General features: G+C 51.6%; 11 protein-coding genes, 1 tRNA gene and 1 pseudogene. 8 read left to right on the forward strand and 5 right to left on the reverse strand.

Features of this window, described 5'->3' with window-relative positions; all coding sequences use genetic code 11:
• Positions 1 to 378 precede the first annotated feature (378 nt).
• Positions 379 to 1,464, forward strand: coding sequence for an FAD-dependent oxidoreductase (locus GN241_16945; GenBank protein XAT58896.1), 1,086 nt, complete (start codon positions 379 to 381; stop codon positions 1,462 to 1,464).
• 43 nt (positions 1,465 to 1,507) lie between these two features.
• Here the strand turns inward: GN241_16945 and GN241_16950 are convergent, their stop codons facing one another.
• On the reverse strand, positions 1,508 to 2,239 hold the full coding sequence (locus GN241_16950) for a M48 family metalloprotease (GenBank protein ID XAT58897.1): 732 nt from the start codon (positions 2,237 to 2,239) through the stop codon (positions 1,508 to 1,510).
• A 77-nt stretch (positions 2,240 to 2,316) separates the two neighbouring features.
• On the opposite strand from GN241_16950, the gene GN241_16955 reads away from it, so the two are divergent.
• A complete protein-coding gene (locus GN241_16955; protein XAT58898.1) occupies positions 2,317 to 2,556 on the forward strand; it encodes a hypothetical protein in 240 nt (79 codons plus the stop codon).
• Positions 2,557 to 2,677: 121 nt separating this feature from the next.
• Here the strand turns inward: GN241_16955 and GN241_16960 are convergent.
• A pseudogene (locus GN241_16960) lies at positions 2,678 to 3,337 on the reverse strand (ABC transporter permease subunit).
• A 411-nt stretch (positions 3,338 to 3,748) separates the two neighbouring features.
• Between GN241_16960 and rimP the strand changes: the two are divergent.
• The 4 genes from rimP to infB are packed head-to-tail and all read left to right on the forward strand — an operon-like array spanning position 3,749 to position 9,079.
• Positions 3,749 to 4,321, forward strand: a complete 573-nt coding sequence (gene rimP / locus GN241_16965; protein ID XAT59335.1) for a ribosome maturation factor RimP — start codon at positions 3,749 to 3,751, stop codon at positions 4,319 to 4,321.
• A 2-nt stretch (positions 4,322 to 4,323) separates the two neighbouring features.
• Positions 4,324 to 5,940: a transcription termination/antitermination protein NusA gene (gene nusA, locus GN241_16970; protein XAT58899.1), complete on the forward strand. Its 1,617-nt coding sequence runs from the start codon at positions 4,324 to 4,326 to the stop codon at positions 5,938 to 5,940.
• An 11-nt stretch (positions 5,941 to 5,951) separates the two neighbouring features.
• On the forward strand, positions 5,952 to 6,587 hold the full coding sequence (locus GN241_16975) for an RNA-binding protein (GenBank protein ID XAT58900.1): 636 nt from the start codon (positions 5,952 to 5,954) through the stop codon (positions 6,585 to 6,587).
• Positions 6,584 to 9,079, forward strand: a complete 2,496-nt coding sequence (gene infB / locus GN241_16980; GenBank protein XAT58901.1) for a translation initiation factor IF-2 — start codon at positions 6,584 to 6,586, stop codon at positions 9,077 to 9,079. The genes GN241_16975 and infB overlap by 4 nt, the downstream gene beginning before the upstream one ends.
• 108 nt (positions 9,080 to 9,187) lie before the next feature.
• On the opposite strand, the gene mutT is transcribed toward infB, so the two are convergent.
• Genes mutT through GN241_16995 form a run of 3 tightly spaced genes read right to left on the reverse strand, consistent with a single transcriptional unit; the run spans position 9,188 to position 11,661 of the window.
• Entirely contained in the window at positions 9,188 to 9,586 is a 399-nt protein-coding gene (mutT, locus tag GN241_16985; GenBank protein ID XAT58902.1) for an 8-oxo-dGTP diphosphatase MutT, read from the reverse strand.
• Positions 9,583 to 10,800, reverse strand: a complete 1,218-nt coding sequence (gene argJ / locus GN241_16990; protein XAT58903.1) for a bifunctional glutamate N-acetyltransferase/amino-acid acetyltransferase ArgJ — start codon at positions 10,798 to 10,800, stop codon at positions 9,583 to 9,585. The genes mutT and argJ overlap by 4 nt, the downstream gene beginning before the upstream one ends.
• Positions 10,801 to 10,812: 12 nt before the next feature.
• On the reverse strand, positions 10,813 to 11,661 hold the full coding sequence (locus tag GN241_16995) for a peptidylprolyl isomerase (protein ID XAT58904.1): 849 nt from the start codon (positions 11,659 to 11,661) through the stop codon (positions 10,813 to 10,815).
• A gap of 171 nt (positions 11,662 to 11,832) precedes the next feature.
• Here GN241_16995 and secA point away from each other — a divergent pair, with 171 nt between their 5' ends.
• Together secA and GN241_17005 are read left to right on the forward strand one after the other, a co-directional pair.
• Positions 11,833 to 14,526, forward strand: coding sequence for a preprotein translocase subunit SecA (gene secA / locus GN241_17000; GenBank protein ID XAT58905.1), 2,694 nt, complete (start codon positions 11,833 to 11,835; stop codon positions 14,524 to 14,526).
• A gap of 99 nt (positions 14,527 to 14,625) precedes the next feature.
• Positions 14,626 to 14,702 (forward strand) — tRNA-Arg (locus GN241_17005).
• Positions 14,703 to 14,772 lie beyond the last annotated feature (70 nt).

Below are 14,772 nucleotides of genomic sequence, written 5' to 3' on the forward strand. Positions count from 1 at the left end.
GGCGCGGGGAGACGCCCTCGAGCATCTGGCTTAAACGCACCACACGGAAAGACCCGCCGGGAAAAATCGAAAAGAACTGTACCGCCCCGGTATATTTTGCCAATATTCCACAATGGAGTATGATTTAAAATTATCGCCGCGGGTCACAGACTTCCGACATATTTGCTCTTTTGGGCTCGATCAAACGCTCAAATTTAAAGCGCCTGCCCTACCCTTCTGGCAGATTAAAACGCGCATCATAATCATCCGCCGGTTTACTGATTTTATCAATGCATGCGTCGCATTAAGAGAATTACCCTATGCGTCGCATTCGCAATTTTGCGCTGTTTTCTTAAACCTCGCCTTTCCAACAAGCCCGCCTTTTTCAGCCGTTCAAACATGAGCGATATAATCATCATCGGTGGCGGTATTGCCGGTATTTCCGCAGCCGCACGTCTGTCAGAACAAGCAGATGTAACGGTGCTTGAGGCAGAAGACCAACTTGCCTACCATGCCTCTGGGCGATCCGCAGCGGTTTTTATCAAAGATTACGGCAACCCTACAATCCGGGCCTTAAACATCGCAAGTTTACCTTATCTGAGGGCCGAAAACGGAGGTTTTTTAAGCCCAAGAGGTATGATACTTTTGGCAAAATCTGACGAACGGGCCGCCTTCAGCGATGAGGCGGCTGAGTTTGGACTTCAACCCATTTCCATTTCTGAAGCGATAGAAAAAGTTCCCTTAATTAACCGGCGCACTCTGGGATATGCTGCATACCGCTCAGATGTTTGCGACATTGATACAGATAAATTGCTGCAGGATTTTTTGCGTAAAGCACGCAATCAGGGCGCAAAGATCCATGTTTCTCACCCTGTCGAAGCGCTGAATTTTTGTGGCGGGAAATGGCAAGTCAAAACCCAAAAAGGCGATTTTCAAGCCAATATTTTGATCAATGCCGCGGGGGCCTGGGCTGATCATATTGCAAAAATGGCATCAGTACCGCCGCTAGGTCTGATTGCATATAGACGTTCAATAGCAAGACTGCCCGTGCCCGGGGGCTACGATCCGACCTCTTGGCCCGTTATCGATGAAATTGGCGAAGCATGGTATGCAAAACCAGACGCAGGCCAGTTGATCGTCTCGCCGGCAGATGAAGATCCATTGCCTGCACAAGATGCTTGGGCAGATGATATGATACTGGCTGAGGGCTTGGCCCGTTTCGAAACCATGATCACGCATCCCATAACGCGGCCCAGCGCAACCTGGGCAGGTTTACGGACCTTCGCGCCAGATCGCGCCTTGGTGATCGGCTCCGATCCAAAGCTGCCAAGTTTTTTCTGGCTTGCCGGTCAAGGGGGATATGGGTTTCAAACAGCTGCGGCCTCTAGCCAATTGATCGCAGATCTGGTGCTCGATCAAAGGTCAGATTTGCCAAAGGATATTCAAAATCGGCTTAATCCAAACCGGTTTCACCAAAGGGCGTGAAGCAAAGATTGTAGAACATAGAAACTTTTATTGCAGATTGCCTTCACGGTGAGGGAAGATCCGCCATGGCTTTTCGCACGGTCTCAACCCGGGCCTGATTGGGCGGATGGGTGCCCAAGAGCTGGTCGCCCGGATCCGACATGCGCATAAAAAAGGCAGCCCCACGCAAAGCATCATACCCCGCGATCGTAGCAATCCAAGTGCCCAGCCGATCCGCTTCCAGCTCATATGTTTTGGAAAATTTGCGCCCACCCAAGCGCGCCCCAAAATGCTCTGCATTGCGGACCAAACGATCCGAGGAACCGACAAGCGATATTAGCCCACCAAACCTCTCGGCGCCGCTGCGAGCGGTTTGATATTGCTGATACAAATGCCCCTCAAGATGATGCGCCATCTCATGCCCTAAAACAAAGGCCAACTCATCCTCATTGCGTGCATGCTCAATCAACCCCTGCGAAAACACAATCAATGGCCGCCCATCAGATTTTATGGTTTGAAACGCATTCACCAAGTTTGGGTTTTTCTTGTAGACAACCACTTCAAAATCACAGTTGAGTTGGGGCCTATACCGGCGGCATAAATCTTCTCCCACCGGCTCGACCACGGCGACAACTGAGGCAAAGGCCCCGCTTGGTGGAATAAAATTTGGCTCCATCTCTTGGGGCCCATTCGATCTGTCTGCTGTTGCGCGGCCAAAATCTTTGATTGCGGGGGCGCTTCCACAAGCTGAAAGCAGCAAAACGCATAGCAAACCCACCAGTTTCACCCCGTTCAAAGCCAAATCCCCCTTTTATCAGAAATAAACCGACCGCAACGAATTGCATTACAGCGCAAGCCGTTTACACTGATCCCATGTTTACAATTGAACACGATTTCGATGCGACTGTCATCACTTTGGTTGATGAAGGACAAACACCCCTGCAAGAGGATGTAATCGTCAATAACTTTGCGGAATGTATTACGGTAGAGCAATATGATCCCAGAACCGACCGAGTTCAAAAAATCACGCTTTCGATCACGCAGATGCGCGATCTTGCCGCGGCAATTTCACTGCCAGAGGGGGCCTATTCCCGGGGTCATCATCACAAATAACGCGATTGCGCTGTTAGATGGCCACTTCTGCAGGTCAGATTGATCAGGTTTTTACGGTTTCATAACAGGCAAAATCGGGCTGCAAACGCAAGGTTAACATCGCCGGCGGAATGATTGAGATCTAAAAAAGCGTCATTGGCCGATACCCCGCATAACGCGCCGACGCCTTCCATTCGGACAGCGTCGACGCAAAACCAGAAATAAAAATAGACAGGAGCAAAAGCCCAAACCGCGGAAGCATCCCCCCCCTGGCCTGGCAGCTATAAAAACGCGTAAATCGCCGATGGCAGCGTTTGCGTCTGGCCCGGTATATTTGCCACATCGATGATTGATGCCCCAAATTCTTTCATAGCTTTGGCGAAAGCCAAAACCATCCCGTCACCAAGCCTGCCGCCAGCAAAGACATCGTAATGGTCAGGAAAACCCAGATCGCTCTGGCGCCAATCGTGGTGCCCGCCTCTTCTAATTTGGGGCCCCCCGCCTCGATCGCCAAACGGATCGCGCGCACCATAAGCGGAAACGCCATGCCCGCAGCCGCCAGCACCGCGCCGGTCCGAGGAAACGCCAAAAAGATACCAAAGGTATCATTAGGGGCGTCCCGTAGAGACCGTCTGCCCGAAAACAAGCAGCAAAACATAACCGGTGACAACAGGCGTCAGAATTAGAGCCAAGCGAACGCAAATAGTCAGCAGCTGACGGCTCCAAAATTGCCAGCGCTCCAAAGCATGTGCCAGCAAAACAGCAAGGGACAGGCTGAGCAAACTGGCCCGAACGCAAGCATGAGCAAGAACTGCACGGCATGCCATTCTGCGAGGGTTACCCAAACAAAGGCATGCCATCTATTTTGAAATAATCAAAAGGACCACTTTTTGTTTTTTCACACTTGAGCAAAAGGCAAGCCCGTTCACAGCATCATCGGCCGCGCCTGTTTTCCACTGAGAACCGTTTTTTTAGATCATTACCGCTATCAGTTATGCGCCTATACGATAGCGGATCATCCCAGTAAAAGATGTCCGTGGGTGGACCACATCGCTTGATCCGCTATCATTATTCAGCGTTGGCCCCAAATAAAAAGAGGGCTTGCAGCAAATTGAAAAACCTCTTAAAAGCCCTTCTAACAGCGGCGCGTTGATTTCAATGCTCCACCGGTAATTCATACGGGCCGCGGGCCCGTTTTTTTATGTTTGGATCCATGATCAACGATTTGATAGCAAAAGCCGCCATTGACCAACGTTTGGCTGACATCATCGCTCCGGTTATTGAGGATCTGGGCTTTGAATTGGTGCGCGTGCGATTGATGATCGGCAAGGAAACCACTTTGCAGGTGATGGCGGATAACGCCGATGGCGGCATTGATGTGGATAATTTGGCCGAAATCTCAACGGCGATTAGCGCGGTTTTGGATGTGGAAGATCCGATCCTTGATATGTATACGCTGGAAGTGTCGAGCCCGGGCATTGACCGCCCATTGACCAGGCTAAAAGATTTCGAACTCTTCGAAGGCTATGAAGCAAAAATTGAGACCCATGATTTGATCGATGGTCGGCGGCGCTTTAATGGCATTTTGGCCGGTATTGAGGGCGATGATGTGCTGATTAACATAGAAGAGGGCACGATTGGGCTAAATTTTGAATGGATGTCTGACGCAAAACTGATCTTAACGGATGAGTTGATTAAAGAAATGCTGCGCCAACGCAAAGCCTCTGGCGCATTACGTGAAGATAAATTTGACGATATCGAGACCGAAGGGTCACAGGAGGACTAACAATGGCTATTACCTCTGCAAATCAGCTTGAGCTGTTGCAAACCGCCGAAGCCGTGGCACGCGAAAAAATGATCGATCCCGCTCTGGTGATTGAAGCTATGGAAGAAAGTTTGGCGCGGGCTGCCAAATCCCGCTATGGCAGCGAAATGGATATTCGCGTTGCCATCGACCGCAAAACCGGCCGCGCAAAATTCACCCGTGTGCGTACGGTTGTGGAAGAAGCCGAGCTTGAAAATTATCAGGCGGAAATGACGGTAGAACAGGGCAAGCAATATCTTGAAAACCCAAGCGTTGGTGATCAATTTATCGAAGAAATCCCACCGGTCGATATGGGACGAATCGCTGCGCAATCAGCCAAACAAGTGATACTTCAAAAAGTACGCGAGGCAGAGCGCGACAGACAATTTGAAGAATTCCAAGATCGCGCCGGAACCATTATCAACGGCCAAGTGAAACGCGAAGAATACGGCAATGTGATCGTTGATGTCGGTCGTGGAGAAGCGGTTTTGCGGCGCAATGAAAAAATTGGCCGCGAAAGCTACCGGCCCAATGATCGGATACGCTGTTACATTAAAGAAGTACGCCGCGAAAGCCGCGGTCCGCAGATTTTCTTAAGCCGCACAGATCCGCAATTCATGGCCGAATTGTTCAAAATGGAAGTGCCGGAAATTTATGAAGGCATTATCGAAATCAAAGCTGTGGCCCGTGATCCTGGATCACGCGCCAAAATAGCAGTGCTCAGCAATGATGGATCTATTGATCCGGTTGGCGCGTGCGTCGGAATGCGCGGCAGCCGCGTTCAAGCCGTCGTGAATGAACTTCAGGGCGAAAAAATCGATATCATCCCCTGGAATGAAGACCAACCAACCTTCTTGGTGAACGCCCTGCAACCGGCCGAAGTTAGCAAAGTAGTGCTTGATGAAGAAGCAGAACGCATCGAAGTGGTCGTGCCAGAAGAGCAGCTGAGCTTGGCGATTGGCCGCCGCGGCCAAAACGTGCGCTTGGCAAGCCAGCTGACCAATCTTGATATTGATATCATGACGGAAGCGGAAGAAAGCGCGCGTCGCCAGAAAGAGTTTGAAGAGCGCACGCAACTGTTCATGGAAACGCTCGATCTGGATGAATTTTTCGCGCAGCTCTTGGTATCTGAAGGCTTCACCTCGCTTGAAGAAGTGGCCTATGTCGAAGTTGACGAATTGCTGGTGATCGACGGCGTTGACGAAGATACCGCAAAAGAGCTGCAGGTGCGCGCGCAGGAGTATCTTGAAGAAGCAGCGCGCAAAGCGCTCGAGCGGGCCCGCGAATTGGGCGTGGAAGACAGCCTTGTCTCTTTTGATGGTTTGACGCCTAAAATGATCGAGGCATTGGCCGAAGATGGCATCAAAACTTTAGAAGATTTTGCCACTTGCGCAGATTGGGAATTGGCCGGAGGCTGGACAACTGTTGATGGCGAGCGGGTGAAAGACGATGGCTTACTGGAAAGTTTCGACGTGAGCCTGGAAGAGGCACAAGACCTCGTGATGACAGCGCGGATCGTTCTGGGCTGGGTGGATCCGAATGACCTTATCCCCGAAGGTGCAGATGCGGATGACGTAGCCGAGACAGAAGAAGAGAGCTAAGCATCTGATTTATGTCGCGCAACCGATCATATGATACGGCCGGCCAGGCCCAAGAGCGAAAATGCATCGCAACGGGCGCACTATGTCCAACGCGTGACATGCTGCGCTTTGTGGTCAGCCCAGATGGGCATCTGGTTGCCGATGTCTTGGGCAAGCTGCCAGGGCGTGGCATCTGGGTGTCCAGCAATCAGCAGGCATTGCAAAAAGCAGTGAAAAAACGCCTCTTTGCGCATAGTGCAAAACAGCCTGTTCAGGTTTCTGAAACGCTTTTGCAGGATCTTGAGGCACAGCTATCCCGGCGGGTTGTTGATTTGTTAAGCTTGGCCCGCAAGTCAGGGCGCGCGATCGCCGGGTATGAGAAGGTGAAAGATTGGCTCAGTAAAGAGCAGGCCAAAGTGTTGGTACAATCCAGCGATGGATCGGAACGTGGCAAATCAAAGCTGAGTACGCCCTATGGAGGGCGTTTCATTGGTTGGCTGCGCTCAGATGAGCTAGGCATGGCATTTGGGCGACAGACAGTAATTCATTGCGCACTTGCGTCTAGCGGAATTACGCAACGTGTAGTAGAGGAAGCGCAACGGCTGAAAGGCCTGCGCATAACGGAGGGTACAAAATCACCCCTCCAGAAGGAAAAGACAGCTAGATGAGCGATAGTGACGGCAAAAAAACTTTGGGCTTACGCGGCACGCCCCGTTCGGGAAACGTGAAACAAAGCTTTAGCCATGGCAGAACCAAAAATGTTCTGGTTGAGACCAAGCGCAAACGCGTCGTGGTGCCAAAGGTGGGTGCACCAGTGCAGCAGGGCACAAACCCTGCGAAAACACAATCCAGCAATCGGCCCGCGGGCATCTCGGACACGGAAATGGCGCGCCGCTTGAAAGCTGTGCAAGCCGCCAAAGCCCGTGAAGCCGAAGATAGCGCAACCCGAGCCGCGGAAGAAGAGAACCGCCAAAAGGAACGCGAGCGCCGTCGCGCAGAACAAGCAGAGAAAGAGCGCGAGCAGCGTGAAGCTGAAGAAACCCTGCGCAAAAAATCTGAAGAAGAGATCCGTCTGCGCAAAGAACTCGAAGAGTCTGCGAAGAAAGCCGCTGCTGATGCAAAATCAGCCGTGGCAGCACCCGCCGCCGAGAATGGAGGCGAGGTCAAACGCCCCACGTTGAAATCAGCCGCGCCGACCTCGCGCAAGAAAGAACGCGAAACCGAACAAGACCGGCGCAACAATAAAGGCCGTGATGATGGCCGACGCTCAGGTAAGCTTACCCTTTCGCAAGCTTTAGAGGGCGAAGGCGGCCGACAAAAATCAATGGCAGCCATGCGCCGCAAACAAGAGCGGGCGCGGCAAAAAGCCATGGGCAGCAGCGCCGAGCGAGAAAAAATTGTGCGCGAAGTGCAGCTTCCCGAAGCGATCACAGTGTCTGAATTAGCCAACCGCATGGCGGAACGCTCCGCCGAAGTCGTGAAATCCCTGATGAAAATGGGAATGATGGTCACGCAAAACCAAACGATTGATGCCGATACAGCGGAACTGATCATCGAAGAATTCGGGCATAAAGTAGTTCGGGTTTCTGATTCGGATGTTGAAGATGTGATCAACGAAATTGAAGATGATGCGGAAACATTAAAACCACGGCCGCCGGTTATTACGATCATGGGCCATGTCGATCATGGTAAAACATCGCTGCTGGACGCTATTCGCAAAACCAAAGTGGTGGCGGGGGAAGCGGGCGGTATCACGCAGCATATCGGGGCTTATCAAGTGTCAACCGATAGCGGCGCGGTGCTAAGTTTCTTAGACACGCCCGGTCACGCGGCCTTTACGTCAATGCGATCACGCGGGGCGCAGGTCACCGATATTGTGGTTCTGGTCGTGGCGGCCGATGATGCGGTCATGCCGCAAACCATCGAAGCCATTAACCATGCGCAAGCGGCCAAAGTGCCCATGATCGTTGCGATCAACAAAATGGACAAACCAGATGCCACCCCGGATAAAGTGCGCACTGACTTGCTGCAGCATGAAGTGATTGTCGAAAAAATGTCGGGCGAGGTTCAAGATGTTGAAGTCTCCGCGATCACTGGGATGGGGCTGGATGATTTGCTGGAAGCCATCGCGCTGCAAGCCGAGATTTTAGAATTGACCGCCAACCCTGACCGCGCCGCGCAAGGCGCTGTGATTGAAGCGCAGCTGGATGTGGGCCGCGGTCCCGTTGCTACAGTTTTGGTGCAAAAAGGCACCTTGAACCAAGGCGATATTTTCGTTGTTGGTGAGCAATGGGGAAAAGTGCGCGCCTTGATCAATGATAAGGGCGAGCGTATCAAAACTGCGGGCCCATCAGTACCGGTTGAGGTGCTCGGCATCAACGGAACACCCGAAGCGGGCGATGTTCTAAACGTGGTGGAAACCGAAGCTCAAGCCCGCGAAATTGCGGATTACCGCGCCAATTTAGCCAAAGAGAAGCGCGCGGCAGCGGGGGCAGCCACTACCCTTGAACAGCTGATGGCAAAAGCCAAGGAAGATGAAAACATCTCAGAACTGCCCGTTTTGGTGAAGGCCGATGTGCAAGGCTCTGCCGAAGCAATCGTTCAGGCGATGGATAAAATTGGCAATGAGGAAGTGCGCGTGCGCGTGCTGCATTCGGGTGTTGGTGCGATCACCGAAAGCGATATTGGGCTGGCCGAAGCATCCGGCGCACCCGTGATCGGCTTTAACGTGCGAGCCAACGCGCCTGCGCGCAATTCAGCCAATCAAAAAGGCGTTGAAATCCGTTATTACTCGGTGATTTATGATCTTGTTGATGATGTAAAAGCCGCCGCCAGCGGCTTGCTAAGTGCCGAAATTCGCGAAAACTTCATCGGCTATGCGCAGATCAAAGAAGTGTTTAAAGTCTCTGGGGTTGGTCGAGTTGCCGGCTGTCTGATCACCGAAGGTGTGGCGCGGCGCAGCGCTGGCGTGCGCCTGCTGCGTGACAATGTGGTGATCCATGAAGGCACGTTGAAAACGCTCAAGCGCTTCAAAGACGAAGTTCCAGAGGTTCAATCTGGTCAGGAATGCGGCATGGCGTTTGAAAATTATGAAGATATTCGCGCCAATGACGTGATCGAAATCTTTGAGCGTCAAGAGATTGAGCGGGTGCTCAGCTAATTCGCGACATCTGGAACAACAAAAAAAGCCGCCCCCTGCTGGGGCGGTTTTTTTATGTGGAACGGCTTAAACTTGGTGCGTATCGCAAGCCAAGTGATAAGCAGGCTTTTATAGCCAATCGCGCAAAATCGGAATCAGCGGTATGTCGGCCGCCGGCATTGGATAATCGCGCAGCTCTTTGGCGTAAACCCACTTCAATTGCTGCCCCTCTTTGGGCGCCACAATGCCCTGCCATTTACGGCAAATAAACAAAGGCATGAGCAAATGGAAATCATCATAGCTGTGGCTGGCAAAGGTAAGCGGTGCCAAACAACTATCCCAGGTTTCTATGCCCAACTCTTCTTTCAATTCTCGCATAAGCGCCGCTTCAGGCGTTTCACCTGGCTCAATCTTACCGCCGGGAAATTCCCACAACCCAGCCATGGCTTTGCCCGCAGGGCGCTGTGCAATCAGCACGCGCCCATCGGCATCAACCAGCGCAACCGCAGAAACCAAAACCGTTTTCACGAGCGGTAATCCGCATTGATCGAAATATAATCATGGGTCAAATCACAGGTCCAAACGGTGGCCGCACCGCTGCCCATACCCAAATCAACCGCGATTACCAATTCCGCATTTTTCATATAGGCCGCGCCCTGTTCCTCGCTATAGCTGGCCGCCACCCAGCCTTGCTCGGCAACCAAAATATCGCCCAACCAAATCTTGATCAGATCACGCTCAGCCGCAGCGCCGGATTTTCCAAGAGCCATAACGATCCGCCCCCAATTGGGATCCTCACCCGCAAGCGCTGTTTTCACTAAAGGCGAATTTGCGATGGCTTTGGCATGTTGCTTGGCATCCTGATCACTAGCGGCGCCCGTCAGCCTTATTTCAACAAATTTACGCGCGCCTTCCCCATCGCGGACCACCTGATGCGCCAGATCGCGCATCACCTGATGTAAGCCTTCCACAAAGGCCGCATTCTGCGCAGACACGCGGTGCCCCGAAGCTCCGGTGGCTGCCAAAATCAACGTATCCGAGGTTGAGGTATCGCTGTCGACGGTAATGGCGTTGAACGTCACCTCGTTTAACGAAGATAAAAGACCCTGCAACTCAACCTGTTCTATCTGCGCATCGGTGAAAATATAGGCCAGCATTGTGGCCATATCGGGCGCGATCATGCCGGACCCCTTTGCAATGCCAACAATATTTACCGGTCCAGACGAGGTTTCCACCTGCGCGCTTGCGCCCTTGGGATAGGTATCCGTGGTCATAATCGCTCGCGCAGCCATGGCGATGCCTTCTGCGTCAAGATCGGCAATCAACTCTGGCATCCGTGTTGAAATTTTTTCATGCGGCAAAGGCTCACCGATCACGCCAGTCGAGGCGGTGAAAACCCGCGTTTCAGACAGCTTAAGCTGATCAGCAATCGCTTTTGTCAAAGCCTCAACAGAGGCCATACCACGATGGCCGGTAAAGGCATTCGCGTTGCCAGAATTCACCAAAATAGCAGCGCCCTCAGCGGCCGGCAGGCCCAGCTTTTTTTGGCAATCCAACACCGCTGCAGAGCGGGTGGCCGATTGTGTAAACACGCCAGCTATGCTGGTGCCAGGCGCCAATTCTGCCAACATCACATCGGGGCGGTTTTGGTATTTAATGCCAGCCGCCAAAGTGCCAAACCGCACCCCTGCCACATTGGGCAGCGCGGGAAACTGCGCTGGAGCCAAGGGAGACTTTGCCATATTCAGGCTCCTTTACTGCGATAACAACTCAAAATTTTTCACCGCGCCGGGATCGATTTGCGGATCTTCGATCAGTTCTATATCAGCTTGGCTTCTCAAAACAGCCATCTCAGCCTCAACCGCAGCGCGGCGTAGATCCTCAACGATCATTTCGCGCACATCCTCTAGGGCGGGGCTTTCCACGGCGCGCGTTTCATTCAAAAGAATAACATGCCATCCAAAATCTGTTTTCACAGGCTTTGACACTTCGCCCACTTCCAGTTCTATGACCGCCTGCTCAAACGGCGGCACCATCATGCCCTTGCCAAACCAGCCAAGGTCGCCGCCTCCCGGGCCAGATGGCCCAGTCGAAAAGTCACGCGCCAAAGCCGAAAACTCTTCTCCAGCGTTCACCTTCTCGATCAACTCAAGCGCTGCCGCTTCCGTTTCCACCAAAATATGCGCCGCTTTATATTCCAAGCCTTGATCGACGCCCGAATAAGCTGCTTCATAAGCGTCTTGTATGGCGCCTTCACTGATTGGCTGTTCTGACCATTGTTCAATCATCCGTGCAGCCCGCATCAAACGGCGATCATTTTCAAGCGTTAACCTGATTTGCAAAGAATCAGGGGCCGAACTTTTTTGCGATAGAATAGTCTGCTGCACCAATTGCTCTAAGATCCCATCAAACAATTGGCGATCGGGCAAAGATTTATATTCATTCGGCAAGCTTTCCCGCACCAAGAGCATATGCCCAAGCGTGATTGCTTCGCCATTCACGCGGGCCACAACCGTTTCAGCCGAAACCGCCTCTTGCGCCCAAGCACCACTGCCAAATGTGCAGCACGTCGCTGCGAGCAGAACCAATTTATGAAAACCCATCGCCTTTTTCCTTTATTTATAACCTGCCGCCTCTGGCTGGCGTTGACACTCACTATCGGGGCCCTTACATCGCTTATGGTGTTAAGGCTGCCCGCTTTACACCTATTCAGACTTGCCCATCAGAGCAAGGCCGACATGCAGATAGTTGCATGATTATTGATTGGAGAGACCATGTTAGGGTTCGGAAAACTGGCAAAAAAAGTATTCGGTTCCCCGAATGACCGCGTGATAAAATCAACCATGCCGCTGGTTGCAAAAATCAATGCCTTAGAGGCTGATTATCAGGCCCTCTCTGATGAGGCTATCATTGCCAAAACCCAAGAGTTCAAAACCCGGTTAAACAGCGGTACCACATTAGATGAGTTGTTGCCCGAAGCGTTTGCCAATTGCCGCGAAGCCGCAAAGCGCACTTTGGGTTTGCGCGCGTTTGACGTGCAATTGATGGGGGGAATTTTTCTGCATCAAGGCAATATTTCAGAAATGAAGACCGGTGAAGGAAAAACCTTGGTGGCCACATTTCCCGCCTATTTGAACGCGCTGACGGGCAAGGGCGTTCATGTTGTTACCGTGAATGACTATCTGGCCAAACGTGACAGCGAATGGATGTCAAACGTTTATGGGGCGCTGGGCCTTACCACGGGCGTGGTCTACCCCAATCAAGACGAGGGTGAAAAACAAAAAGCCTATGCCTGCGATGTAACTTATGCCACCAACAATGAGCTCGGGTTCGATTATCTACGCGATAATATGAAAACCGAACTCTCGCAGATGTATCAAAAACAACATCATTTTGCGATTGTGGATGAGGTTGATAGTATCCTGATCGATGAAGCCCGCACGCCCTTGATCATTTCGGGGCAAGCGCAGGACCGCTCGGACTTATATCAAGCGATCGACGCTGTGATCCCAGAGCTGACCGAAGAGCATTACACGCTGGATGAAAAATCCAGAAACGCGAACTTCACGGATGAAGGCAATGATTTCTTAGAAGACCTATTGCGGCAAAAACAGATCCTGCCCGAAACCCAAAGTCTGTATGATCCGGAAAGCACAACCCTTGTACATCACGTCAATCAAGGCCTGCGCGCGCACAAGCTTTTCACCCGCGATAAGGATTATATCGTGCGCAACAATGAAGTTGTGTTAATCGATGAGTTCACCGGGCGTATGATGGCGGGGCGGCGCCTGTCGGACGGGCTACACCAAGCCATTGAAGCCAAAGAGAATTGTACGATCCAGTCGGAAAACTTTACCTTGGCCAGCGTGACGTTTCAAAATTATTTCCGGCTTTACGATAAATTGGCAGGCATGACCGGTACCGCCAATACGGAAGCCGAAGAATTCATGGAAATCTATAAGCTGGGCGTCGTAGAAGTGCCAACGAACCGCCCGATCTCGCGCATTGATGAAGATGACCGTGTGTACCGCACCGCAGATGAAAAATATACCGCGATCGTCGAAGAAATCCAAACAGCGCATAATAAAGGTCAGCCAATTTTGGTTGGCACCACTTCGATTGAAAAATCTGAAGCCCTGTCTCAAATGCTGAAAAAAGCCAAAATCCAACATAATGTGTTGAATGCGCGTCAACATGAGCAAGAAGCGCAAATAGTCGGGGATGCCGGGAAATTTGGTGCGGTGACGATTGCCACCAATATGGCCGGTCGAGGAACGGACATTCAACTGGGCGGCAATGTTGAGATGAAAATATTGAGCGCCTTGGCCGAAACCCCTGAAGCAAATCCAGAGGATTTGCGCCGTACGATTGAAGCAGAAACCAGCGCAGAAAAGCAGCGGGTTCTGGAGGCGGGCGGTTTATTCGTTTTGGCCACCGAGCGTCATGAAAGCCGGCGGATTGACAACCAATTGCGTGGCCGTTCGGGCCGCCAAGGCGACCCGGGCCGATCTTCGTTTTTTCTCAGCCTTGATGATGACTTGATGCGGATCTTTGGCTCTGAGCGCTTGGATAAAGTCTTGTCAAAATTCGGAATGGAAAAAGGCGAAGCCATTACCCATTCTTGGGTTAACAAATCGTTGGAACGCGCTCAGTCAAAGGTTGAGGGCCGCAATTTTGATATACGAAAGCAATTGCTTAAATTCGACGATGTGATGAATGATCAACGCCGCGCAATTTTTGAGCAACGCTTGGATATTTTGCAATCAGAAGACTTGTCGGATGTGACTCAAGATATGCGTCATGATGTGATTGACGATCTTGTGACCACCTATATGCCACCAAAATCCTATGCAGAACAATGGGAAAGCGAAGCCTTACAGACGGCTGTTGCAGAGCAGCTGAATATGGATTTGCCGATCACAGATTGGGCAGATGAGGAAGGCGTGGATGACGAAAGCATTCGTGAGCGCCTTGAGGATGCTTCAGATAAAATGATGGCGGAGAAAGCCATAGCTTTTGGGCCCACAACGATGCGGCAAGTCGAAAAGCAGGTACTTTTGCAAACGATTGACAGCAAATGGCGCGAGCATCTGATAACGCTTGAGCATTTGCGCAGCGTGGTTGGCTTTCGCGGATATGCCCAGCGCGACCCCTTAAATGAATATAAATCTGAGGCTTTTCAATTGTTTGAAAGCCTGTTGACCAGCTTACGCACCGATGTAAGCAAACAGTTATCATTGGTGCGACCAATGACAGAGGCCGAGCAGCAGGCGATGATGCAGCAGATGGTTGCGCAGCAAAAGCAAACCCAAGCCCGAATGCAAACATCACAAACATCACAAACAGCAAAGGCAGAAAGTGGATTTGTTGAAGATGATCCGTCAACTTGGGGAAATCCAGGACGCAATGATCCATGCCCCTGCGGTTCTGGAAAGAAATTCAAGCATTGCCATGGCCGGTTAAGCTAAGCGCAAATTTACCAACTAGAATTTGCTCAAAACCGCTGAACATTTGACATGGCGCCAGCGGCAAAATAAGACAGTGTGATAGTCGATGTTCCAGTCGTCGGTCCCTTAGCTCAACTGGATAGAGCAACTGCCTTCTAAGCAGTAGGTTGCAGGTTCGAGTCCTGCAGGGATCGCCATATTTTCAGCGCAACTTATTGAAATTCCTTCGAGTTTGATCATCGAGAGAGACCGTCGTGTCACTCATTC

Source organism: Rhodobacteraceae bacterium IMCC1335, assembly GCA_039640495.1.
Classification (GTDB): Bacteria; Pseudomonadota; Alphaproteobacteria; order Rhodobacterales; family Rhodobacteraceae; genus Thalassovivens.

What these genes read in the sequence shown, in the direction of transcription:
- nusA (XAT58899.1), top strand. Translation starts at nt 4,324, where the DNA reads ATGGCTATTACCTCTGCAAATCAGCTTGAGCTGTTGCAAACCGCCGAA.
- GN241_16995 (XAT58904.1), bottom strand. Translation starts at nt 11,661, where the DNA reads ATGGGTTTTCATAAATTGGTTCTGCTCGCAGCGACGTGCTGCACATTT.
- infB (XAT58901.1), top strand. Translation starts at nt 6,584, where the DNA reads ATGAGCGATAGTGACGGCAAAAAAACTTTGGGCTTACGCGGCACGCCC.
- rimP (XAT59335.1), top strand. Translation starts at nt 3,749, where the DNA reads ATGATCAACGATTTGATAGCAAAAGCCGCCATTGACCAACGTTTGGCT.
- GN241_16955 (XAT58898.1), top strand. Translation starts at nt 2,317, where the DNA reads ATGTTTACAATTGAACACGATTTCGATGCGACTGTCATCACTTTGGTT.
- GN241_16945 (XAT58896.1), top strand. Translation starts at nt 379, where the DNA reads ATGAGCGATATAATCATCATCGGTGGCGGTATTGCCGGTATTTCCGCA.
- GN241_16975 (XAT58900.1), top strand. Translation starts at nt 5,952, where the DNA reads ATGTCGCGCAACCGATCATATGATACGGCCGGCCAGGCCCAAGAGCGA.
- argJ (XAT58903.1), bottom strand. Translation starts at nt 10,800, where the DNA reads ATGGCAAAGTCTCCCTTGGCTCCAGCGCAGTTTCCCGCGCTGCCCAAT.
- secA (XAT58905.1), top strand. Translation starts at nt 11,833, where the DNA reads ATGTTAGGGTTCGGAAAACTGGCAAAAAAAGTATTCGGTTCCCCGAAT.